Origin of the sequence: Legionella sp. PATHC035 (assembly GCF_026191115.1) — a bacterium.
In the GTDB taxonomy this organism is placed as follows: domain Bacteria; phylum Pseudomonadota; class Gammaproteobacteria; order Legionellales; family Legionellaceae; genus Legionella.
On the sequence record NZ_JAPHOT010000001.1, the window covers coordinates 842,744 to 866,844 of the forward strand.

The following is a 24,101-nucleotide window of genomic DNA, read 5'->3' on the forward strand; positions in this document are numbered from 1 at the left end:
TTTTTTTGATAGGCCGTATAGGGATCGAACCTATGACCAAGAGATTAAGAGTCTCCTGCTCTACCAGCTGAGCTAACGGCCCGTTTTAAAAGGAATTGTAATTAGATCCACAATATATTGATTACACATAAAAATAGTAGCTGATAAAGATAAATTTTGCCATATGACAATTAATTATCATAAAAGTTGATGCAGAGGTTATTTTAAGTTTTTGAGTCTCATTCTATTCAATAACAAATAGTTTAACCCGGATATGGCAAAGCATTACCATTCCGGGATTTTTTTAAGTAGGAGACTCTACAGGATAAAGTTTTGCACTGCCATAATTCTCCCGATACGTCAGAAACAGGAAACCAATAACCCCCATTGCCAGGGTAACAGGAATAACGCCTACTCCGTAAACAAAGGCATTTGCTTCACGAATACCGCCATTTGCATTGATGACAAAACCAATCACTGAATGAAAGGCATAGCCAAAAATCATGATGATCATATTCGCAATCGCCGTAGTCAAACCTGCAAGGTGCTCTGGCACAAAAGTTGAGACTTTATAAATCGCCAAGATTTGATAAGCGCAACACATTCCAACCAATATAAAGGATATCGTAATACTGGATACGGTTAACATTCCAGCAATAAGTAAGCTAAAGACCACGAACATGGTTATGCCTGCGGCAATAATCGTTCCGAGGTAATACCCTGTTTTTTCCGCGATTAAACTTAAAATCGGCGAGCCAAAACACATTCCTATGAAAATCATTGAAGGCAAATAATTTGCTGTCGATGTATTCAAACCGTAGACCTGTTTTAAAAAACCAGAACCCCATACATCAGAAAAACCTTCAAGCGGACCGAGCATCAATCCAGCAAAGAAACAGAGCAAAATTACTTTTTTGTTGGTAAACACGGTTTTAATATTTGCAAGGGCTGAGGCCTGATAAGCAGGTTTCTCGTCAGGTACAATAAAATAAGTGATGCAAGCAAGAATGAGTCCAACAGCAATGAATACTTCGACTACCATTTTATAACCCACTGCATGACACATATAACTCACAGGACCACCACCATAAACAGCTCCTATCAGTCCTATCATCACAGAAAAACTGAGCATTCGAGAAAAATGCTGTTCCTTGAACGTCATCCGTATTATTTTAAATGTCCCCAAAATTGCAGCTGAAGAGCCAATACCAATGAGCGCCCTTCCTATAAGAGGATAGGCCCAATGGTCAGCAAAAATAAGGGGTAACAATCCAACAACAGGAAGCAAAATGCATAAAGTCATCACTTTTCGTGGACCATAACGATCCAGCATAATCCCAATGGGCAAATGCATTAAAGAATAACCAAGATAATAAACACCAGAAAACTGCCCAAAGACTGTCGCATCAATGTGAAATCGTGATGTGATATCATCCATCATGATATTGGGCATTACTCTGAGAACATATTGATAGGCATAGAATATGGAGGCAACAATCCATACAAACCAGGCAACAATTCGTGATGTAGACATAAAAATCCTCGAAAAAACAAGTAGCCAATTGATGCACAATGACTATAACCTGCGCATCAGTATATTCTAATTCATTTGTTTTGAAATTTTATTGCAAATATAGGCGGTTAATGAATAAATTTGAATTTTAATTTCACTTTATTATTATTTATTGGAATAAAATGCTAATATATAAATTATTTATGTAATTTTTAAAAATTATGGACCGTACAGATAAAAAAATTCTTGATATCCTGCAATCCAATTGCCAAATTAACAACCAAGAACTTGCTGACATGGTGGCTTTATCTCCTTCCCCTTGTCTTCGCCGAGTTAAGTTGTTAGAAGATCAGGGGTACATCAAGAAAAAGGTTGCCCTTCTTGAACCTGAAAAAATAGGTTTAAAATTATCCGTGATTGTTTTGGTTGGATTAAACAGTCATCAGCCTTCCGTGATGAATCAGTTTGAAGAAGAGGTGCGTTTTCTTCCTGAAATAGTTCAGTGTTATTTAATCACCGGACAATCAGCAGATTACGTATTGAAAGTGATTGTACCTGATCTCAATGCCTATCAATCTTTTTTATTAGATAAACTAACACGTATCAATGGGGTAACCAGCGTACAATCCAGTTTTATATTGAGAACCATTTGCGAGACAACAACGCTGCCATTAGATCATCTTGACTAGATGCCAAGGACTGCTTTTAAGCCTTACTTTGCCTGCATAAAATTGTTGATTAGGACAATCATGGCCAGACCCAGGATTGTCCTCTCTTAAAGCACCTCTTTTTCTATTCTCTCAATCATCACCTCAAATAAAGTTTCAGTAATTTGCTTTCTTTATAGACCCAAGGTATACAATTTAAGTAATACTTACTGTGACTCATTGAATAATAGCGATACATTGCGGAGCGTAGATGCTTTGGCCAAACCGCATATATGTCATTGAATAAAAAGGAAATAATAGATGACAAAAACAGTTGACTTTTTACTTGTTGGCGGGGGACTTTCCTGCGCATTTAGTGCCGACACTTTGAGAAAGGAAGGTGCCAATGGCAAAATCACCATTCTATCGGAAGAGAGTTTTCTCCCCTACCTCCGTCCGCAACTCGCTAGAGGATTTTTGAGTGGAGCACGAAAAAAAGAACACATGGTTTTATTCGATGAAGACTATTATAAAAGAAATGAGATCGAGGTTCTGCTCAATACCAAAGTGCTATCGGTTGATACAGAAAAAAAGAGAGTCAAAACCGATCATGCTGGAAACCTATACTTTAACCAATTGCTTATTGCCACCGGTTGCAGCCCTCAAAGGCTCTATCTACCAGGAAGCCAATTAGACAAGATCTACTACCTTAAAACAATTCTCGATGCCCAACCCATCATTGATGAAATAAAAAATGCAAAAAAAGTAGTCATTTTGGGAGGAAGCTATATTGGCGTTGAGATCGCCTCTTTATTGGTGAAAAAAAAGATAAAGGTCACCATTGTTACCGAAGAGTTTCATTTGTTCAATGTCAGTTCCTCTGCTGAGATTGCTGCCTTTATCACTCAAAATGGCGTTGAAGTACTCCTCAATGAAACAGTAAAAAAATTTAACGGTAAAAATCAGGTTCACTCAGTCGAGACCAGCACAGGAAAAATTTTATCATGTGACTTTGTACTCATTAGCGATAAATATTTTCCGGTTACTGATTTTCTACAAGGCAGTGGCATTAAGGTCAATGACGGCATCATTGTAGATCAGTACTTGCAAACAAATAAAAAAGACATCTACGCCTCGGGTGATGTTGCTAATTTCTTTGATCCCGTATTTAGAAGATGTCATCGAAATGGAGGAATGGATAATGCAATCAAACAAGGAAAAATTGCCGCATATAACATGATGGGCATGAGAAAAAGCTACCACAGCGCATCGTATTTCAATCTCCATGCCTTTGATACCTATATTGTCATTATTGGTGATACGACGGATGCTACAGAGCGAATTGTAAGAGGATCGATTAAGGAAAAAAATTGCTCCATCTTGTATTTAAAGGATGGATTATTGCAAGGTGCCTTTTTTTCTGGGCGCCCCATAGAAGAAATTAAAGCTGCAGAATCACTCATTATCAATCGAGTCAATATAAAGACCCATAAAAAAAAGCTTTTTGATATACACTTCCCTCTGGAGAAAATTGCACTCCAAACAATTCTTACGCTACAGGGAGGCGGTGCGTTAGGGGCTTTTGAATGTGGTGTGGTCAAGGCGATGGAAGAGCATGGAGTTTATCCAGATATTGTTTCCGGAATTTCTATAGGTGCATTTAACTCCGCAATTATTGCTGGCAATCCAAAACATGCTACAGAGGCTTTAGAAAGTTTTTGGAATGATCTTGCTTTAGATACGTTGCAGGTTTCCGATGAACAAACTCGGCGAATTCTCTCTTCTTGGCAGGCTATGATTTGGGGCTCCCCCAACTTCTTTCATCCCAAATGGACCATGCCAATATTTAGTGCAGATCAATCTCCAATACACTGGACAAGTTTTTACGATACTTTTTACGTTAAGGATCTTTTACGCAAATACATTAATTGTGATACGTTAAAGGACAGCCCCATTCGTCTGCTGGTCATGGCAGTTAATGTTGAAACATCTGAATTTGAAACGTTTGATAGTTATACTGATAACATCACTCTGGACCATATTCTTGCCAGTGGCAGTTTGCCTCCAGGCTTTCCATGGACAACCATTAATAATAAACATTACTGGGATGGGGGAATCATAAGCAATACCCCAATTGATTCAACACTCGATGTCTGCGGCCAATCAAACAAAAAAATTTATACCGTTGAGCTCTATTCAAGGCATCGAGCTCTTCCTAAAAATATGATTGAAGTTCTCTCAAGAAAAGATGAGATCTTATACTCAGAAAAGATAAGAAAAGACATACGAACTACAGATCTTATCAACAACTATAAAAAGCTAATTGAACAAATTTTGCGTTTATGTGAGCCTAAGGTAGCTGAAGAAATCAGACAATTTCCTGCGTACATTCAAGCAATGGGTGATGCGGGCATACAATCCATCACGCGAATTATCCGCGAAGTAGGAAAAAATGAACCCTATTCATGGGACTCTGATTTTTCAAGAGAGACTATAGAGCAGCATAAGAAAAATGGTTATAAAACGGCCAAGAAAATCCTGGAAAAAGAAGCATTGAAAAGGAAATCGGCTAAATAAATCAGACTGACCCTAATGGGACTAAGTGAAGGAAAAATAACGCCCCTCTACATCCCTAGGATTGTTCGTGAGAGGTAGAAATAGACTAAAGTGAGTCAAAAATTCGTTACACAATGCCCTACAGGCATGGTGTAACCTACAATGCGACTAAGATTCATGTTATATCAGTTGTATTGTTTCTCAGTTAGCATTATTGAAAATAAACGTACATCATTCTCTGCGAGGGCGGGAATTACATGGATGCAGTTTGGCAATGAGCCTATCATTCCAAACTATTTTTTAACAAAGCTTTCTCAGTATGAAAAGGACCATCATGCTCTGGGCACTGATTTCTCTATTTTTCTTCTGGCTAGTTTTTCGAGAGCTCACGGGTAATTTACCCATATCCAAAGGATATCTTATTACGGTACTGAGCTTGGCTTTGTTATTTGCATGGCCTCCATATCATCACTGGCACTTTGAACGTTTTTTAACAGCAATAGCTGGCCAACTGGCTGAAAATCACCCAGCAAAAGTACATTGCAATACTTTATTTGACACACTGTTTGATGAAGAACCCAGAGTCTATGGCCATGCTGATCCTAAAACTGGATATATTGTCATCCAATATCCGAGATGCTCTCTATTAATGGATTATCTTCACCACCCTGAACTCGCAAACATGCAAGAATTGATTAGTTTGGATATCCTGACTCATGAAAGCATGCATGCACGTGGCGAGTACAATGAAGCGAAAACTGAATGTGAAGCAGTACAAAGAAACTATCGCACAGCAAAACTGCTTGGGGTTCCAGACAATATTGCGAAACAAAATGCTCTCGACTACTACAATGGCTTTTACATGAAGCGTCACGATGGTTATTTCTCAAAAGAATGTGCTCCAGGTAAAAGCCTGGATGAACATTTAAATGATTCAACTTGGGATGAATAATTAGGGCTGCTTATCGCGAACGAAGATATCCCTCAGCAAGTAAACGCGGCAAAATCTGTTGCCCCAAAATTGAAGCAAATTGATATCCGCTCGTTTTAAAATGAGCATCTAACCATACGAAATGATCAATCTCACTGCCAGCAACTGGACTGCTATCAATACGCACAAAATAGGTACGCATCACCAATAATGCATCTTCATAGATAGCCTTTGCCCGGAACTCATCATAAGGAATAATGGACAGGACACCGACATGCAATTCTTCAAATAATTCCCTTCTTAATGCGTCTTCATCCGTTTCTCCAGATTCAATCTTACCTCCAGGGACAATATACTGATTGGGTGGTTTCCCCCGTTTATGTACGGCCAATACTCGATGCTGTGCATCAAAAATTAATGCACCAGCTTTAAAAATAGTTGTCACCAATTGATTCATTTTCTAATACCTTCTCTGTTAAGTCAGTTAATTGGTTTAAAATGGCTATAGATGGATTACTAATACTTTTGGAAGTAGTAAATACTGTATTGCATTGTTCGCACCGGTGTTGTTGATGAGGAACTACCGCAAGAACTTCTTGATCAAAATGAGCATGATAGCAACTCGGACAGCTTAGGCTAGTTAAATAGCGCTTGAGTTGAGGAATTGCTTTTTGAATTTGCAATACACGCACCATTTCAATATCCAGAAGAATTCCATTGACCCAAACTTCGCTATAGGTGTTATCAATGACGCGCTTTTTTTCACTATTGTACGCATGGACATGAATTGCACTTTCTTCCAAACGTTGTGCCGTCCAAATAATTGAAGGATTTGAACCCCAAATCTGAAATCCACCTGGATATCGTGTGCTATCTAAAGATATTTTACGTTGCGGCATTATCGAGGGTCGCTTTACTAATTTATCATCAAGTATCTCTTTGAATCGAATCACCGGGTTTGCAACACAACGCGTGTTGGTTAAGCTTAAACCGCCACAAAAGGTACAATAATGTTCAAAAGAAGGGAGAACTGAAGCCAAGTCTTTATCAAGTAGTTCTGCGCCACAATGACTGCAATTCAAACTAACGATATCAAAATCAAAAATTGAGCTCATGGTGTAACTTAGAGCGCACTCTTCCGTAAGGGTCATCGATTTTTCTTGCCAGATTAGCTCAACTTCCGGGAATGATTGGTCTATTATTTTTTTGCGCGAGTCAGCCATTCTTGCATGAATATGAACACCGCGATCAAATTTCTTATCGTAGCTATCAAACACTGCAGGTAAAGCACCCCATGCAGCGACTCCCCCAGGAAAATCATCCAGATTGATTGAAATGGATGCACGTTTCAACATTGGAATATTATTGAGCATAGAGATACCTTAAAAATAATTAAAGTATCCCTCGCCCTACAAGTTGAATAAGACATTACAAATCGGGAGGGACTCGAGAATAGATGTAATCATCAACTTGCGTGGATGCAAATGAATATAGAGAAAACTTTTTTGGATGTCAATGTAAAGGTTGACTAAAGCGAATCATTTCAAGGAATATAAGAATATCTAAATGCTATAAATATTTAAATTACAATGATAAAAATACTCCTATACCACACGATGATTGGTTCATGTTAAAAAAAATAACTCTTTTGATATTATTGTTAATGGGATTGTTAAGCTGCACTAAACGGGTTGAACAGCCAATCTTCTCACCACCTGATCAATTTCCTTCCAGTACTAAGAATTATAAGCCGGTAAATGATTTACCCTATGTTGCTTGGTGGCAGCAGTTTCACGATGACGAATTGAATCATTTGATCGAGACTGGCTTGAAGAACAATATGGACATTCATATTGCTATAGGAAACTTACAACAAGCACAAGGTGAATTACAGCAAGTTAAGCTGAGCTGGATACCTCTAGTACAAATATTTGCTGGTTATTCGACAAACCCCGCACTGGGGGCGCCTGGTGCATTTTTTGGGGTATGGCCCTATTATTTTTTAAATATTATGAAGCTTTATACGCAACAAAAACAAGTGACGTACAATGTTCAATATCGTCTCGCTGCAATTGAAGCAACACGTCTGACATTAATCGCTCAAATAGCATCCGCTTATTTCACATTAATCGCTCAATTAGAACAATTGAGATTATTACAACAATTAGATAATGACTTAAAATCACTCGTTACATTAAGCGAAGGAGAAATTAAGATTGGATTAGAAAATGAAATTACGCTGAGCCAATTGCAAACCGATGAACAACTTGTTGCCGCTCAGATTAAACCTGTTTTGCATAATATCGTATTCAGTGAAAATGCACTTCGTTATTTGATTAATGCAAATCCGGGGAAAGTTAAAACGAAGCATCACTTCGCAAAAATTGATTTTTCTCGTTTTAAACCGAGCAGCTTACCTGCTACGGTATTAAATAATCGTCCTGATTTGAAAATGGCACACTATGCATTAAAAGCTTCTCATGAAGGAATTAAAGTGGCTTACAGCGATTTTTTTCCTGGATTGCAACTCGATGACTTTCTTGGTGACGTACATCAACCCGATGGTCATTTTGCTCAGGCATCAGATGCCTATGTTAATTGGACTATTCCACCAAGTTCTTTTGGTAAAATTGCAGCAAGCAAAGGAGCTTATAATGCTCGAGTTTCCGAATTTAATAAAACAGTGAAACGAATTTTAAGAGAAGTTGATAGCGATTACTCGGCCAATAGACGCATGAATGAAAAATTTGTGGCTTATTTGCGCGCTGAAAAAAATTATCGCCATAAATATAAATTGCAACAAGGCCTGCTAAAAACAGGGCTTCTTTCTTACAAAGAAGTTTTACAAAGCAAAATCTATTTAGATAACTTGGCACTCTCAACAAATCAGGCTAAATTGGAACTTGCTATGTCATTGGTTATTTTGTATCAAGACCTGGCTGGAGGATATGCTCACAGTAAATAGTTATTGGGAATAGTCCTAGCTTCACTGCAGTCTATAGGCAGGCATCCCGAGAGGTACGAGGAATCTTCATGGTGTAGTACCCTTTTACGATGGGAGATCCCTGGCGTCACTCGGGATGACGGGTCATTCGCTGTGCTGTATCCCGGGCTACATACTCATTTTAAGGCTAACCGTATATTTTATGATAAAATTTACTCGAACTCGTATACACATTAAACAAGGCTTTACTCGATTAAAACACTGGTTCACTATAGCCAATGTCATCATTTTTATTGGCTTTCTAACCACAATTATCTATCTTTTTTCTTTTTTATTTCCTTTTACTGATAATGCATTTGTCGTCAATAATGTGCGACCTGTCGCAGCCCTTGCCAATGGTTATATCACAAATCTTTATATAAACAACGGTGATTTTGTCAAAAAAGGCCAAAAGCTCTTCACTGTTTTTCAAAAGCCCTATATCTATGCCCTAGAGCAACTGAGTGCAGACTTAGCAGGAGCAGAAGCAAGACTTGCTGCTTTAAAAGCAACCTATGAACGCCATCTCAAGCTCAGTCAAAATGAGCAAAGGAATTACATTAAACTCAAACTAGATGACCAAAAGTTTCACAAAGGTTATTTATTAAAATCAGTCTCACTTATTACCTTACAAAATTCGCAGCAAGAAACAAAAGCAGCTAAAGACAGATGGGATGCGGCTTTAAAACAACTAGAAATTGATCAGCATCAGATAAAAGCCCAAGAAAATGAAATTAAATCCCTGTATGCCCGTTTAAAAAATGCCAAGGTTAACTTGGAGCAAACAGAGGTCTATGCACAAAGTAATGGCATTATTCAAAATTTGTTTTTTAGTGTCGGAACACCAGTGAATATGAACCAACCACTTTTTTCTTTGGTTGATACGGATAATATTTACATTCAAGCAAACTTTAACGAAACCGATTTAGGTCGGGTACGTAAAGGTTCCAAAGTATTGGTATTTCCTAGAATGTATTTGGGAAGAAAAATGTTTCATGGTGTCATTGACTCCGATTATTGGTCGGCTAATAGGCAGTTAGTGGATAACCGTACTCAGTTACAAAATGTCATCAATGAAAATCAATGGATCTTATTACCACAAAGACTGCCGGTAATTATCCGAATCACTGATCCCGATCCCGATTACCCACTACGTCTTGGAACAAGTGCTTATGTCTATATCAAAGTTTGAGCAATGGCTTGATGAAGTTGATCCATATGCCTTACAAAGGATCACTCTTTATAAGTCTCTTGTGGTTGCGACAGTACAAGTATATGTTTATTGGTTATTTCGACCCGTCAGTTTTCTGGCTTTTTTTTCACCTTTTCTTTTGTTATCCCTCTATGAAGCCCCCGTGCTTCCGACCTTTAAAGAAAAGGAATGGTTACTGATTTTTATCGGAATTGCTGTAATCCTCATTAGCGTGTCTTTTTATCTTGTTTACCCATTTCGTGGTGTCTTTTTCTTTTTCTCAATATTTGTCTTCGCAGTAACCTATTTTTGCGTCTTAAAATATTTCTATGCGTTAAAAAGTTTATCCATGCTGCTTATCGCTACCGGAGCCGTTGTTCTAAGCACGGAACCACCTGCCAATCTTGAAGTAGCGTATGGTTTTATTTCATCGACTGCGTTATCAATAACCACGACCTTAATTTGTTTGAGATTTTTTCCCAATATGTATTTGATCATATGGAATAAGGCGCTGCAAAAATTCATTTTATACCTCGAAGAGGATATTGATTCAGCCCTAAATCAAGATCGTAAGAGCCCTATAGGAGAAGAGATTCAACATTTGGGCATGGTTCGAAATTATCGGCGGTTGCTTCCCAAGAAGTACGTCATGCAAACTTATCGCGTTTCAGTTTACATTCGAAATATTCAACATGCTTTGGACAATTTATATTATGAGACCAAGAATGAATTATTTTGGCTTGGCGTCAAGAATAATCTCTCTCGCCTCAGACATAATATGAAAACGTATACTCCATGTGGCACACCGACCCTATATGTAGCGCCTAAAACCCAATTGCAGTTTTATATTACCCGCTGTCTGCAACTGGCCTTTCTCCGTTGGAATAGATTATGCTCACTGCGGAAAAACTAAAAAAGAAGCTTGATTACGCGCGGTTTACTCAATTGGCAATTATGTTTATGGTTGCCATGTGGGTTTATTTATTTACGACTATTCCTCACAAGTGGTGGGTTTTGCTGACCGTGATTATGGTCAGTGCCGGAATTGAACCCGGGTTAATTATTAGAAGAGCAATCCATCGTGTTGGAGGTACTTTTGCCGCGTTGTTAGTTTTAATTCCCTTGATTTATCTCATGCAGGTCAATTATCGATTAATCCCCATTGTATTTATTGTCGCGATCATTGGATTAGCTGTCACGGCATTAAATACCAGACGGTACGATATCAGTGTTTTTTTCATTACTCTTGTTGTTTTTTTGCTTTTAGCACAAACAACGGACGCAAACTCCCCCGAGGGGCCATTTGAAATGGTATTGAATCGAGGGATATGTACTTTGATTGGCGTCTTTATCGTTTTGGTTGGCGATTATTTTTTGTTTCAAGCCTATCGTTATTCGCAAAAACTTTATTTATTTCACCAAATGATGGTATACAATTTTTTTAACGATACCATGCAGCAAATCGTCAAATGCCGATCTAAAAAAATTAATACCTTTATTTTTGTTGAACAATTGCGTGGCCAAGTCATTAAACATTGTGCTCCTATCGCAATTAGTTCTGAAAACTTGAAACTGGAAGTAAAAATCAGCGCCGAAACCAAAAAAAGGGTCGACATTTTTCAAGAAACAATTTGGGATCTACGAAGGCTTATCTTTGCGTTATGCGTTTCAGAGTTTGTTTTACATTCCTCAACAACAACGGAGAAATATTTACAACAGTTTCAGATATTAATGAAGAAGGCAAAGGACAATTTTATATATACTGAAGATATTATAGGATAGATTCTCCAGACATTAAATGTCACCGTCCTACGCCCCAGGAGGACGGGGTTCGTGACACGTCATCCCGGAGGTAGTGAAGGAACTCTGACCCGTGGCTCGTCATTACTCAAGCTGAGGGAGTTGGGTAGTATCTACATTCTGTTAGTCAGTTGAGATCTATATTCACTCGGTTCTGCGGTAACCTGATTTAAAATTACTGCTCTTTTTTCGGTAATAACTCGATTCAAAATTCTTAATTCAGAAATTGCATCCGTTTTCTTTTGCTCCAAGCCAGTCACCAGCTGATTCAAATGATCAATTTTTTCAGATGTATTTGAAATTTCGGTGTCTAAATGCAACTTTTGATAATCATACTGCTCCATCGGTGAAGCACCTGCCGCTTGTCGTCCAAGAAAACGATTAGTCCTGCTGTAATCGGCAAGTACGCTATTTAATTGCGCGCGATATGCTGCTTCTAAGGTTTCTACTGTGCCATAATTATTTTCATGCACTTGTTTTCTGTTCTTAAGCCCATCCAGACGTTCTTGCGCATTTGCTAAGTCTTTATTGCAGCGATCGATTCGCTCTTCCAATTTCTCAAAATGAGGTCCGTATGAGTGGTTAATATCGAGTAATTGCTCCAAGGTCAGTTGTCTAAAATATTGTTGCAGTTCAAAAGCAGTTTTATTTGGAAATTTTGACATGGTTTACTCCATAAGGTGCAAAAAATCAAATAATATCCTTTTGTTACTCAAATAAAAAGTTAATTTACCATTTTGGCTATTTATAAGTCTTCATTTGATCGGAAATTAGGAAAACCTGGGCTAAGTGAGCTGGTTTACAAAAAAGGGTTATCTTATTGTATGTCGCCTAATGTATTAGAATTATCACCATGAAGCGTATGAATTAGATTGATTTTAATGAGCTCAGCCAAGGTCTTAGCCTCCATTTTTCGCATGACATTGGCACGATGAACTTCTACAGTGGAGATCGATATATCAAGCTCATGAGCAATTTGCTTATTTAATTTTCCCTCAATAACAAAATCCATCACTTGCCGCTCACGCTTGGTCAATCGTTGAAGACGTTCAAAAAAATCAGATTGAGATTGGAGGGGATAACTATAGGTTTTTTTTAGCAATTTTTGCGTGACTTCAAGTAAATGCTGATGATTCACTGGTTTAAGAATAAAATCAGACGCTCCCGCTTTCATTGCACGAACAACCATTGGAATGTCAGCATAACCCGTAATCATAATCACTAAAAGTTGAGTTTTTGATACACTCAGATGTTGCTCCAGTAACTCTAAGCCACTAATGACTGGCATACGCACGTCAATAATCAAGCACCCTCTTTGCTTCAGATCATAATTTTCAAGAAATTCCTTCGCATTACTATAGGTGTATACGGGAATATTTACTGATTCAAATAACCATCGAAGTGCTTGGCAAAGCTCAGGATCATCATCTACGATAAAAACTGCAGCATCGGTGAAATCCATCTCTATTTCCTTAGTGAATGAGTACTAAGTTGAATGCAAGTAATTCATACAACAGGATATTCCTATCCTCCAACAGAATCCAATTACAATGGGTTCGTTGTCTTGATAAATCCGGTTCCTTCATCACAAAAATTCACTCTTATTATAATTTTAGCAGTTTTTTTTATCTATTGTGACGTACTGAGGTTGTTGCGTTTATTAGGGTTTACCTCAGCTGTGTAAACCCCATGAGTCATATTACGATAACATTTTGAATAATAACAAAACAATTTAATTGAGCAAATAGAAAAGAACTTCCAATTGTTCAGCAGGAGATTTATTTATGGAAAAAAAAGTAGCCGTTGTTACCGGTGGCACTGGAGGGGTAGGTACTGCAATCTGTAGACGTCTCGCAGCGAATTATAAAGTCGTTGCTTGTCACTTTAAGAATGGCAAACATGATGAAGTATTACAATGGCAAACCCTACAAAAAAAAGCAGGTTATAATGTTGAAATTCTCTTTGCAAATTTAGTCAATTTTTCTGATTGTGAAGCCATTACAAATTCAATTATAGAACGCTTTGGCCATATTGATATTTTAGTAAATAACGCCGGTTCTACCTGCGATGTTAGTCTAAAACAAATGGAACCACATCATTGGCAACAAGTTGTGGATGCCAATTTAACCAGCACATTCAATATCACCCGTCATGTACTTCCCTTCATGATTGAAAAAAAATTCGGTCGTATCGTGTGTATTTCATCCGTTAATGGCCGAAAAGGACAATTAGGGCAATGCAATTATGCGGCTACAAAATCCGCTTTATTTGGCTTCACCAAGAGTTTAGCGCTGGAAGTTGCCAATAAGGGGATCACCGTGAATACTATTTCTCCCGGTTATATTGAAACATCAATGCTGGCCACTATGAAAAAAGAAGTCATCGGTAAGATTACCAAGAGCATTCCTGTAGGACGCCTTGGAAAACCTGAAGAAATTGCCAACGCCGTATCTTTTTTAGTGAGTGAAGAGGCAGGATTTATCACCGGTTCAAACCTGGATATCAATGGGGGCCAGTATATGTAGCGCGGGGTATATTTATCCATTCTTCCAACTCCGGTTGCTTAAAAGTCACTGCAGGGTTTGGACGCTTGTAAACTCAATAAGAAGCATTTTATTTTTTAAAATCGATTGGTTCCTCATCCCTGAACACAGCCAAGCTAAAATAGTGCCTTTTTCATTCTTTCTGTAATAAGATGAAAATAATAAAGCATTTTTTATCCAATGATAACTTGAGTATGAAATCAATAATCAACACCAATAAGCGCGGTGTTCATTAGGGTTTTTGGAGGAGATCATCATGCCAAAGCTTCATCATAATATTGAGCTCAAAGAAGTAACCAAAGAGAAGCTGCCTGGTAAAATTGCTTCCTCTCTATCAAAGGGAATCACTGAAAAAAGAATATTAAGTGATCAATTTGGGGACTATTATCTGATTAAAAAGCCAGATGCCTTAACGATAGAAGACGTATTTAAAGGATATCTTTCTCATGAGGAACTGCAAAAACCCTCCTTTGACACCATGGAGCATATTTTTTCAATTAAACTTGAAAGTGCCTTTCTGGAGATTTTAATTCCTCGGATGGCCAAAAAAATGTTTGAGGGGATTTTAGAAGTCCCGGAAAATTACCTCCATGTCGATAAGGACAAATCCATTGGTGTCATTTCAAAATTCATCAATAGTTTTTCTGAATTTTTATCGCAAAAAGAAGCCGTCAAATCGGAACCCTTATTCGAACGGGAGCAATTACCCAGACGTGATGATTTATCACTTACCTCTGAAGAAGCACGATTTCTAGGTCAATTGTACGCAGTAGCACTCGTGTTTAATTTATGGGATTTATTGAATTCGAAATTACTCAATTCGGGCTATTGTGTGGATAAAAATGATGTAAAGCGAGCTGCTATTGTTGATTTTGGTTGTGGAGGTACTCTAAGTTATAAAGGAAGACATGCAGATACACTTGCTTTTGATGATCCTGATTTTTCTCCAACTAAAAAAGTAAATTATTCATTTTTTGGACAAAAATATCGTGATCATTATCGTCATGGTTATGCCTTACCTTTTGATAAATTGGTTGCCCCTCTTTTGCCTCATACGATAATTGCTGATTTATTCGATATGTCTAAAGAAGATAAAATTAGCCGCTCCATGCTTGAAGGTTTTTGTGAGGCAATTACCACAGCGGAGAAAAACATGACTCAAGATCCTCATTTATTAGAAAACGCCTTGCTCCAATCATTGAACGCAATTACTTTAGATTCCTCGATACAAACAAAAGATTTGAAATCTCATCTTAATGCTGAATTTTATGGGAAGCCAGAAAAAAACGCACATGCTTTAGTGACTATTCTTCCGCAACGTCTTCATAGCGTCAAAATGCTTCTCATGCAATTTAAGGTTGGCATCTCGGCAACTGAGATTCAACAGGAAATCAGAGACTATTACTATTATTCCCAAAATTGGGTAAAACCTTAAAGGAACTGCATCGTTCATCAATCCACTCAATTGGAATTTGCTATTTTAGAATTTTGTGTGTATTAATTTAATATCGTGATGCACCATTTTTTCTCATCCTTCTAAAATATGTGAGGCATTCTATGCTTTTTAACCCTCTTGATAATAGTTATCTTTATAATATCTATGATTTCAATATGCGTTTACTTCAGCCTTACTCCGATTATTTTGACAATCTGGCAAAACGTCTTCGCAGAGTGTCTGACAATATTAATTTGCCCGTTAACATTCCATATATGCCCAATGAAGGACAAGAGGTGTTAAAAAGAATATTGGATTCCTCTTCAGGTTATTTTCGTAGGTTATCTGGTTACTCCTACATATTTCACATTGTTACGAATGTTTACGATAAACCCCAATTTGATATTAACGAAGTGAAAATCGATGATGAGTACTACGATGTTCAAGAAGAAATTATCAATAAAAAAAGTTTTTGCAATCTGATTCGTTTTAAAAAAGTAAATGCTGAACACCTGAATTTACCCAAATTACTCGTCGTTGCACCGATGTCCGGACACTATGCCACTTTGTTGCGGGATACCGTCAAAAATTTACTTCCAATGTACGATGTTTATATTACTGACTGGAAAAATGCTCGTGATGTGCCCTTAATTGAAGGTTCGTTTGATTTGGATGATTTCATCGATTACATCATTTCTTATTTTAATTTACTTGCACCCAATTTAAACGTCATGGCGGTATGTCAGCCGACAGTCCCGGTTTTAGCTGCCGTTGCTCTAATGTCCACCAATAATTCACCGAACCTTCCTCGCACAGCGATATTGCTAGGGGGGCCTATTGATACGAGTCAATCACCTACTTCGGTCAATGAATTAGCGTCTTCCAGAGGAGACGATTGGTTTCAACAAAATGTCATCTCGATTGTGCCCTCTCGTTTTCCGGGTGCAATGCGTCTGGTTTATCCTGGGTTTATGCAACTTGCAGGTTTTATGAGTATGAATTTTCAACGTCATGTGGAATCACTGCAAAAAGCAGTCGATCGATATGCCGATAACCAAAAAGAAGCAGCCTTTAAGATAATCAAGTTCTACCTTGAATATTTTTCAACGATGGATTTGACTGCCGAATTTTACATGCAAACTATCAACACGGTTTTTCAAGAAAAACTACTAACAACCGGGCGCTACAAATCGCGCGGACATAATGTGCGCTTACAAGACATAAAGAATACTTCTATTCTGGCAATAGAAGGGGAACGCGATGACATCACGGGCGTAGGACAAACAAAATCGGTGCTCAGTTTGTGCAAGAATCTACCTGATACGATGAAAAAATATTTCCTTGCTGAAGGAGTAGGTCATTATGGATTATTCAACGGCAAAAAATTCCGCAACATCATTATCCCGGAAATCCATGCCTTTACAGAGGAGCATACTGATTCTTAATATACAGGAAAAAATTTTCTTGGATAATTCAATATAATTGACCGCACCGACATAAAAAATAAGCTATATTAAAGTGAGACAATCAAAAGGAACTGATATGGCTACTACAAATAATGTTGTTCATCATCATGAAAAAGAAACGTTACAACATCATCGCGGCTGGCTCTTTGGTTTCGGAGTGCTCCTGTTAATCCTGGGTTTTATTGGTTTAGGCATGGAAATCGCATTAACCATAGTGAGTATGTATTTTTTTGCAGTGCTACTTATGGTTTCCGGGCTATCCCACATTGCTGATGCATTTAAATACAGAAAATGGGAGGGTGCCATTTGGAAAGTCTGTATTGGCATATTGTACCTCATTGGAGCAGGTATCATCCTCTATGATCCGTTGTTAGCCTCAACTATCATTACAGCATTATTGGCTTGGACGCTTATCGTTATCGGCGTTACTCGTATTATCATGTCCATTTCATTACGGCATACGACAGGCTGGGGTTGGATTTTACTTGCAGGATTGAGCTCCCTAGTTCTTGGGATTCTAATTTTATTACATTGGCCAATGAGTGGATTATGGGTAATCGGACTGTTTATTGCAATTGACATGATAGTGAGTGGTTGGACTTATATACTCATTGCAATTGCTCTGCGCACCTCTAAAAGGTTACCTAGCTAAGCGTCGGCGTTTTTGTTTCTCATTAGATAGTGAGCAGAATCTTTAATCTGATCGGGCATTTTGCCCATCAGATTTACCTTGCCTCTGGGAGAAACTCATAAATTGACCTATCTTACTCATTCACATGAGTTTGCATGTCCCCAACCCTACTCCGGATTTTCTTAACGTTTTTAATAAGTGAGGCACTGGAACTATCTCTTTTTATAGAGCTATTTATAAAAAAAAATTCTAGAATTATAGAAAATAGGAGTGAGATATGGACAAGCTTCCCAAAGACGGTTTTATTCTTTCTATCCGTAGCCGATTAGTTATTGGCTTTGCAACGCTTTGTTTGCCCTTATTGATATCAATTATGCTATTGCTCCCCAAAATAAATTGCATCATGCAATTGAGCCAATTAATTAATCGCGAAAGTTTACCTCAAATTCTTGATACCCAAATTTATCAGGCCCAAGATATTCTCGAACATTGGGCAATGACAGGAGATCCCAAGGATAAAGACTCTTTTGCGCATATGTGGAGAGAAATTAATGAAACTCGAAGTCAATGGAATCAGATTATGCACTCCAGCGAGCTGGATAATACTGAGTTACAGAAAAAATGGGACAAACTTCAAAACTTGTATCAGCCTCTTTATGAAATCCAATCTAAAATAATCAATGCCCCCAGAGATCCGAATAATCCTAATAATGTAGAAAACAGTAGAAATAATACAAAACAAATTCAAAATGCAATGATTGATATTATTGATGGTCCCTATTCCTCTGAGGAAGGAAAAAGAATAGGAGGCTTTTTTAATGAAATATCATCAGAAATTGCCAAAAGTACTAATAGAATAAATGAAAGCTTAAGTTCTTTAAAAAAATCGGCCTATGGGTTACTTGCTTTCGCGATTGCTCTAACTCTGATTGTGCCTTTTGTGACCCAAAAATCGATATTAGCCGCCGTGGATTTTGCTATTGATATTGCGAAACGAATTGCTGCGGGTGAGCGTAATGTTCCAATTCAACTTCGCTCAACAGGTAGGCTTGGGAACTTGTTTATAGCACTTAAGGCCATGCAAGAAGCAATTGCAGCAAATGATGAGGCGCTGCGTGCGAAAGAATGGGAAACTCGAGAATTATATGAACAACTAGTCAATTCATCAAAAAAATTCAGCGAATTCAGCAGCAAAGTTGCTGCAGGGGATCTTCAAGAGCGACTTAAACTTGATCAAGAAGACATATTGCACGATTTAGGCCGTGATTTAAATTCCATGACCGATGGTTTGGCATTCATTACTAAAAATATTACCGAAGTCAGTACGAACATAGTCACTATGGTAAACACGGTGAAGACTTCTGCAGAAGAGCAAGCAGAAGGTATTACCTCACAAGCTTCCGCTATTAATGAAATCAGCGCTTCACTGGAAGAAATGGATAAAAGCTCGAAACAAACCATGGAAAAAGCTCAAACGTTGCGGGAGGTAGCTAAGAATACTTATGAACAAGGGAAATTAGGTACGCAATCTGTAGAACAAAGCATTCTGGGTATTAGAGCTTCAGAAGAAAAAATGAAACTCATTGCCCAAACCATACTGGATTTAAATAATCACACCCAACAAATCGGTGACATCACCTCAGTGGTCAATACTTTGGCGCAACAATCAAAGATGTTGGCATTGAATGCTGCAATTGAAGCATCAAAAGCTGGAGAATCAGGAAAAGGCTTTGCAGCAGTAGCTAAAGAAGTAAGAAATCTCGCCGAACAATCTGAACAATCAACAGTACAAGTACAAAAAATTCTTGAAGACATTCGTCGCGCTACCGAAAAAGCGGTTATTGTTACCGAAGAAGGGACTAAGACATTGGATTTAGGAGCAAAATTGATTGAGAATGCAGGTAAAATCATTCAAACACTGAGCCAAATGATTAATGATGCCTCTATAGCAAGTCAACACATTGAGGTAGCCATTCGTCAAGAAGCAGTCGGAATCGAGCAAATCGTTGAAAGCATGAATGAGATAAATCGCACAACTTCCACTTTTTCCAGCGGCATCAAAGAAATGATGACCTTTATTCATCATTTGGACGAGATTGCCAAGCAGCTCAAGGATGATGTGGATGTGTATAAAGTCTAGAAGGTTGGATCAAAAGGACCCAACCAGCTTATTATCATTATCTATGCCAGCTAGATCCCCATCGTGTGGTACCACAATGACCGTTAAAACAACCTTTATTCACACTCGTATGGTGACAATCGCCTCCACGACAGACGGTATAACTTCGGTGATATCCCCAGGCAAAAGAGTTAGATATAAAGCCGCTCATCACGATAATCAACATAATTTTTTTTGATAGCATAACCACTCCTTGAAATTATTTACTCAACAAGATCAACAAATATACAAATTGTATGGTAAGTATAGTTTAGTTTAATGGGTTTTTGTTGATCTTGATTTATAGAGAGAGATAGCAAAGGAAAGTCGAGCCTTGACGGAGATTTCTATGGGTCACTATTACCCCTTTGGGTAACCCAGTAGAACCCGACGAGGTATATTGCAAAAGCGACATCATCGGCTTGAGCACTTGATAAGGAAGGAATCACAGTGCCTGTTCTAGGGAGTTCATTCATGCAGATTAAGTCAGATTTTAGTTAAAAGCAGTTCAATGGTCATGGCTTACCTTCTTAAATCTATATAATTTTCTTAAATGTTAAATTGATTCAAAACAAGGAATCCTTTTCGGTAATGATTTATTCGCGTAGGCAATTTCCTCTATTAGAAAAAAATGGATACTGTGGATAAAATGAACGATGTCTGAAATAAATCGCATCGGATAGAAAATAAAGCCAGAAACACCCTTTCAACATAACAACACAGACACTTGGCATTAACTCTTCTCGTTTTATATACTAGGCTTCAACCCAACGGGGCTTAAAACCAATTTTCGGTAAATTATAGTATAATTCTTATACATAATATCAAATGATATACAAAGCCTAAAAAACTTGGATTTATCCCCAACTAAATGGTGATGTAAGAGAACTCTGATGCATTGAGACTCAAGTCGTTAAAGCACTTCTGTTTTGCTCTGGAGTCTTGGACAATATAGGGGATGAGATAAAAGACCCCCACAAAATACTCTTTGCTTTCTTATGAGCTAAAGTACATTTCATGGATCTAATCGATGTAAAGGAGTACAAATGAATCATATTCTTATTGTGTATCAGCAACAAATTGAAGCATACAAAAAACATTTTATCAGTGTACTCGAAGGTTTTTTAAGGCAAAGAAATTATGAGCTCACTGTATGTACCTCATTAAAAGATGCTTACGCTGTGAGCAGCTTAAATCCACGAATTGTTACGATTCTTTATGATTGGGATGATTTCGGCTTTGATGATTTACATCATTTTTCAAATCATAATAAATTGTTACCTATATTTGCAATGGCGGATCAGCATGCCTCCATTGACATAAACCTAAGTGATTTTGATCTCACTCTCGACTTTTTGCAATATGATGCAAACTTAGCACATGATGATTTTAAACGCATATTACTTGCCATAGAAAAATATCAACAAGAAATTTTACCTCCATTTACCAAAGCGTTGATGCATTACGTGCACGAATTGAATTATGCGTTTTGTACCCCCGGGCATTTAGGAGGTACGGCGTTTCAAAAAAATCCTACCAGTGCCGCATTTTATGATTTTTTTGGTAAAAATATTTTTCGTGCCGATCTATCCATTTCAATTGAAGAACTTGGAAGTTTACTGGACCATTCAGGACCCCAACGTGATGCAGAGGAGTTTATCGCCAATATCTTTAAAAGTGATCGCTCATTAATTGTAACCAATGGCACATCAACATCGAATAAAATAGTGGGAATGTATTCGGCGACTTCCGGGGATACTGTAGTGATTGATCGTAACTGTCATAAATCGATCGCCCATTTTCTGATGATGGTCGATGTTATCCCCATCTATCTAAAACCAACGCGAAATACTTATGGTATTCTTGGTGGGATCCCTAAATCAGAATACTCAGAACAAGCGATCCACGATAAAATTCTTGGGCATCCAGAGGCAACTGCGTGGCCTACTTACGCGGTCATTACTAACTCGACCTATGACGGCATACTTTATAAAGTTGAAAACATCCAAAACGAACTCAAGGTAAAACACTTGCATTTTGATAGTGCGTGGGTCCCCTATACCAATTTTCATCCCATTTACGCTGAAAAATTTGGACTTAGTTTAACGCCCCTAAAGGATCAAGTGATCTTTGAAACGCAGTCAACGCACAAATTATTGGCAGCGTTCAGTCAATCATCGATGATCCACATTAAGGGTTCTTTCGATGCAGCCACTCTTGATGCCAATTACATGATGCATATGAGTACCTCTCCTTTTTACCCTCTTGTCGCCAGTTGTGAGGTCTCCGCGGCAATGATGGCCGGTAATCATGGATATGATTTAATCAATGAAGCGATTGAATTAGCATTGGACTTTCGCATGGAAGTAAAACGCTTAAAAAAACAAAGTACCGATTGGTATTTTGACGTATGGCAACCGACCTTAGAAAAAAAATCATCCTGCTTTCCCTTAAAACCCAATGAAAAATGGCATGGTTTTCGTAACGTCGATGAGGATCATTTGTTTTTAGATCCAGTGAAGGTAACCGTGCTTTTACCAGGAATCAAAAATGATGAGCTCGATGATTGGGGAATTCCAGCGGTCATTGTGGAAAAATTTCTTGCATCGCATGGAATTATTGTCGAAAAAACAGGCCCCTACTCCATGTTATTTTTATTCAGTTTGGGAATTACTCGCGCAAAATCAATGGCATTATTGGCTGCTTTAAATAAATTTAAACAACTTTATGATGAAAATGTACCGGTCAAAATCTTACTCCCTCAGTTGCATCAAGAACATCCTGAATTTTATGAAAAGATGCCCATTCAATCGTTGGCTAAAGCCATCCACGGTTTAATGCAAAAACATAATTTGCCGCAAGTGATGTATCATGCTTTTGATACATTACCTAAAATCGTCATGACACCTCATCAGGCTTACCAAAAACTCATTCGGCAAGAAACACAATTGATCCCCCTATCCCAATTGAAAGATAAAATTTCTGCCACAATGATCCTGCCTTACCCACCAGGGGTTCCTTTAATTATGCCAGGAGAACAAATTACAGATGAGAGCGAACTGATTCTTGATTTTCTCCTTATGCTGGATGATATAGGAGAGGCACTACCAGGTTTTGCAACTGAAATTCATGGTGTTGTCACTGGAGAGGATGGAAAGAGTTATGTGCAGATAATTAAAAAAGCTTAACGCCGTAATGAGGCTCCAGTACATTGAGGTAAAATGATCTAGACACAGGCAGAAAGGCTTGGTTTTGAGCAATTTATGATATAATTTATTGTGTAACTAATGATCTTTGATGATGCGATATAAAATTACAGAGCAATTTGCGCGCGGCGAAGAAAAACTCATTGCTGAGTTCAATGAGTTAAAAAATATAAATTTATTCCTTACAAAAAAGGTCGCCAATTCAGCTCATGAAAAGCAAAAAATTATTTATAGAATCTACGATGATTCTGATTTATTGGATGTGTTAAATAATGAAAATGTCTCTGTAGCCTATGCAAAATATGCAGAAGGTAATGGAGATCTTAATATCATCCAGCTTCCATTCATGGTGCTGAGTAAGCCAGAAAGCGTACAGGAAAAAAGTGAGATTGCTCGCTTTAGCGAGAAAATTGATGCCGATTTATTTATAGAGAATAAGTGCGAATTAGATAAAACGGTACAAGATAACGATCTCTTTTTTCTATTTAAAAATCAAAATCTTATTGATACCTTAAACCGGGTTATCAATTCACATCGAAAAAAAGAAGCCATTCGCTCTACTGAACATGAAAAGGGAGCAAAATTTCATCCATCGCCATTACCAAACCGCCCAAAACCTCCAGGTGGTCCTAGTGACTGCTGGATTGAAGAAGATGAAAAGAGTTGAGAAAAACTGTACCCACCAACACCATGAACTGAGCCCCCCGTTCTCAAGCTCTTGGTGCAGTCATTGAGCAAACTGTATCTTCATTAAATTCAGTGACAAAATTTTTCAGCATGTTTTCAACTTCAGAATGGATGGCTTCTTTGGCATTTGGCTCCATATTTTTAATATATTGCTCTGGATGATGCAAAAGAGAATCTAGAGTAATTATTTCTGCCGAAGATACCGATTTATTGAGTTCTCCCTCAAGAATAAGATTAATCGCAGAAACGATATGGCTGGCATCCTTTTGCTTTCTTAGACGATTAAGTATCGCTTGAACATGGATCTTAAAAGTATTAACTTCTGTAAAAAATTTATAATTTTTAGTTTCACGCATAATAATGTTTTTCGATTC

22 protein-coding genes and 1 tRNA gene are annotated in these 24,101 nt (G+C 37.8%); 14 read left to right on the forward strand and 9 right to left on the reverse strand.

Annotated features, from left to right (window positions below; all coding sequences use genetic code 11):
- Nucleotides 1–9: 9 nt before the first annotated feature.
- Nucleotides 10–82, reverse strand: a tRNA-Lys gene (locus OQJ13_RS03750).
- A gap of 201 nt (nucleotides 83–283) precedes the next feature.
- The gene (locus tag OQJ13_RS03755; RefSeq protein ID WP_265709277.1) at nucleotides 284–1,513 is read right to left on the reverse strand and encodes an MFS transporter; all 1,230 of its coding nucleotides are present in this window, start codon (nucleotides 1,511–1,513) and stop codon (nucleotides 284–286) included.
- Nucleotides 1,514–1,713: 200 nt separating this feature from the next.
- On the opposite strand from OQJ13_RS03755, the gene OQJ13_RS03760 reads away from it, so the two are divergent.
- The 3 genes from OQJ13_RS03760 to OQJ13_RS03770 all read left to right on the forward strand — a co-directional run bounded on the left by OQJ13_RS03760 (nucleotide 1,714) and on the right by OQJ13_RS03770 (nucleotide 5,647).
- Nucleotides 1,714–2,181: an Lrp/AsnC family transcriptional regulator gene (locus OQJ13_RS03760; protein WP_265709278.1), complete on the forward strand. Its 468-nt coding sequence runs from the start codon at nucleotides 1,714–1,716 to the stop codon at nucleotides 2,179–2,181.
- Nucleotides 2,182–2,460: 279 nt separating this feature from the next.
- Nucleotides 2,461–4,716, forward strand: a complete 2,256-nt coding sequence (locus OQJ13_RS03765) for an FAD-dependent oxidoreductase (RefSeq protein WP_265709279.1) — start codon at nucleotides 2,461–2,463, stop codon at nucleotides 4,714–4,716.
- Between the two features lie 313 nt (nucleotides 4,717–5,029).
- The gene (locus OQJ13_RS03770) at nucleotides 5,030–5,647 is read left to right on the forward strand and encodes a hypothetical protein (RefSeq protein WP_265709281.1); all 618 of its coding nucleotides are present in this window, start codon (nucleotides 5,030–5,032) and stop codon (nucleotides 5,645–5,647) included.
- 10 nt (nucleotides 5,648–5,657) lie between these two features.
- Here the strand turns inward: OQJ13_RS03770 and OQJ13_RS03775 are convergent, their stop codons facing one another.
- Together OQJ13_RS03775 and OQJ13_RS03780 are read right to left on the reverse strand one after the other, a co-directional pair.
- Nucleotides 5,658–6,083: an NUDIX hydrolase gene (locus OQJ13_RS03775; protein ID WP_265709282.1), complete on the reverse strand. Its 426-nt coding sequence runs from the start codon at nucleotides 6,081–6,083 to the stop codon at nucleotides 5,658–5,660.
- On the reverse strand, nucleotides 6,055–6,999 hold the full coding sequence (locus OQJ13_RS03780) for a hypothetical protein (protein ID WP_265709284.1): 945 nt from the start codon (nucleotides 6,997–6,999) through the stop codon (nucleotides 6,055–6,057). Before OQJ13_RS03780 ends, OQJ13_RS03775 begins: the two co-directional genes overlap by 29 nt.
- Nucleotides 7,000–7,253: 254 nt before the next feature.
- Between OQJ13_RS03780 and OQJ13_RS03785 the strand changes: the two genes are divergently transcribed.
- The 4 genes from OQJ13_RS03785 to OQJ13_RS03800 all read left to right on the forward strand — a co-directional run bounded on the left by OQJ13_RS03785 (nucleotide 7,254) and on the right by OQJ13_RS03800 (nucleotide 11,583).
- Nucleotides 7,254–8,591 carry a TolC family protein gene (locus OQJ13_RS03785; RefSeq protein ID WP_265709286.1) on the forward strand — a complete coding sequence of 446 codons (1,338 nt, stop codon included), beginning with the start codon at nucleotides 7,254–7,256 and terminating at the stop codon, nucleotides 8,589–8,591.
- Between the two features lie 181 nt (nucleotides 8,592–8,772).
- Nucleotides 8,773–9,801 carry an HlyD family secretion protein gene (locus OQJ13_RS03790; RefSeq protein ID WP_265709288.1) on the forward strand — a complete coding sequence of 343 codons (1,029 nt, stop codon included), beginning with the start codon at nucleotides 8,773–8,775 and terminating at the stop codon, nucleotides 9,799–9,801.
- Nucleotides 9,782–10,714: a hypothetical protein gene (locus OQJ13_RS03795; RefSeq protein ID WP_265709290.1), complete on the forward strand. Its 933-nt coding sequence runs from the start codon at nucleotides 9,782–9,784 to the stop codon at nucleotides 10,712–10,714. The genes OQJ13_RS03790 and OQJ13_RS03795 overlap by 20 nt, the downstream gene beginning before the upstream one ends.
- Complete coding sequence (locus OQJ13_RS03800; RefSeq protein WP_265709291.1) at nucleotides 10,693–11,583, forward strand: FUSC family protein; 891 nt, start codon at nucleotides 10,693–10,695, stop codon at nucleotides 11,581–11,583. Before OQJ13_RS03795 ends, OQJ13_RS03800 begins: the two co-directional genes overlap by 22 nt.
- Before the next feature lie 131 nt (nucleotides 11,584–11,714).
- Here the strand turns inward: OQJ13_RS03800 and OQJ13_RS03805 are convergent, their stop codons facing one another.
- The gene (locus OQJ13_RS03805) at nucleotides 11,715–12,266 is read right to left on the reverse strand and encodes a hypothetical protein (protein WP_265709294.1); all 552 of its coding nucleotides are present in this window, start codon (nucleotides 12,264–12,266) and stop codon (nucleotides 11,715–11,717) included.
- A 152-nt stretch (nucleotides 12,267–12,418) separates the two neighbouring features.
- On the reverse strand, nucleotides 12,419–13,063 hold the full coding sequence (locus OQJ13_RS03810) for a response regulator transcription factor (RefSeq protein WP_265709295.1): 645 nt from the start codon (nucleotides 13,061–13,063) through the stop codon (nucleotides 12,419–12,421).
- Nucleotides 13,064–13,385: 322 nt separating this feature from the next.
- On the opposite strand from OQJ13_RS03810, the gene phbB reads away from it, so the two are divergent.
- From phbB to OQJ13_RS03835, 5 genes are all read left to right on the forward strand, one after another.
- On the forward strand, nucleotides 13,386–14,126 hold the full coding sequence (gene phbB, locus OQJ13_RS03815; protein ID WP_265709296.1) for an acetoacetyl-CoA reductase: 741 nt from the start codon (nucleotides 13,386–13,388) through the stop codon (nucleotides 14,124–14,126).
- Between the two features lie 274 nt (nucleotides 14,127–14,400).
- Entirely contained in the window at nucleotides 14,401–15,579 is a 1,179-nt protein-coding gene (locus OQJ13_RS03820; RefSeq protein ID WP_265709297.1) for a hypothetical protein, read from the forward strand.
- Between the two features lie 122 nt (nucleotides 15,580–15,701).
- On the forward strand, nucleotides 15,702–17,024 hold the full coding sequence (gene phaZ / locus OQJ13_RS03825) for a polyhydroxyalkanoate depolymerase (protein WP_265709298.1): 1,323 nt from the start codon (nucleotides 15,702–15,704) through the stop codon (nucleotides 17,022–17,024).
- 97 nt (nucleotides 17,025–17,121) lie between these two features.
- Entirely contained in the window at nucleotides 17,122–17,697 is a 576-nt protein-coding gene (locus OQJ13_RS03830; protein WP_265709299.1) for an HdeD family acid-resistance protein, read from the forward strand.
- A 256-nt stretch (nucleotides 17,698–17,953) separates the two neighbouring features.
- On the forward strand, nucleotides 17,954–19,816 hold the full coding sequence (locus OQJ13_RS03835) for a methyl-accepting chemotaxis protein (RefSeq protein ID WP_265709300.1): 1,863 nt from the start codon (nucleotides 17,954–17,956) through the stop codon (nucleotides 19,814–19,816).
- A gap of 37 nt (nucleotides 19,817–19,853) precedes the next feature.
- Here OQJ13_RS03835 and OQJ13_RS03840 read toward each other — a convergent pair whose 3' ends face one another.
- Together OQJ13_RS03840 and OQJ13_RS17060 are read right to left on the reverse strand one after the other, a co-directional pair.
- On the reverse strand, nucleotides 19,854–20,039 hold the full coding sequence (locus OQJ13_RS03840; RefSeq protein ID WP_265709301.1) for a hypothetical protein: 186 nt from the start codon (nucleotides 20,037–20,039) through the stop codon (nucleotides 19,854–19,856).
- A gap of 96 nt (nucleotides 20,040–20,135) precedes the next feature.
- Nucleotides 20,136–20,252, reverse strand: coding sequence for an AMP-binding protein (locus OQJ13_RS17060; protein ID WP_416209901.1), 117 nt, complete (start codon nucleotides 20,250–20,252; stop codon nucleotides 20,136–20,138).
- A 628-nt stretch (nucleotides 20,253–20,880) separates the two neighbouring features.
- On the opposite strand from OQJ13_RS17060, the gene ldcC reads away from it, so the two are divergent.
- Both ldcC and OQJ13_RS03850 read left to right on the forward strand, forming a co-directional pair.
- A complete protein-coding gene (ldcC, locus tag OQJ13_RS03845; RefSeq protein WP_265709302.1) occupies nucleotides 20,881–23,022 on the forward strand; it encodes a lysine decarboxylase LdcC in 2,142 nt (713 codons plus the stop codon).
- A 109-nt stretch (nucleotides 23,023–23,131) separates the two neighbouring features.
- Nucleotides 23,132–23,707 carry a hypothetical protein gene (locus OQJ13_RS03850; protein WP_265709304.1) on the forward strand — a complete coding sequence of 192 codons (576 nt, stop codon included), beginning with the start codon at nucleotides 23,132–23,134 and terminating at the stop codon, nucleotides 23,705–23,707.
- Between the two features lie 43 nt (nucleotides 23,708–23,750).
- Here the strand turns inward: OQJ13_RS03850 and OQJ13_RS03855 are convergent, their stop codons facing one another.
- Nucleotides 23,751–24,083 carry a hypothetical protein gene (locus OQJ13_RS03855; protein WP_265709305.1) on the reverse strand — a complete coding sequence of 111 codons (333 nt, stop codon included), beginning with the start codon at nucleotides 24,081–24,083 and terminating at the stop codon, nucleotides 23,751–23,753.
- Nucleotides 24,084–24,101: the final 18 nt, after the last annotated feature.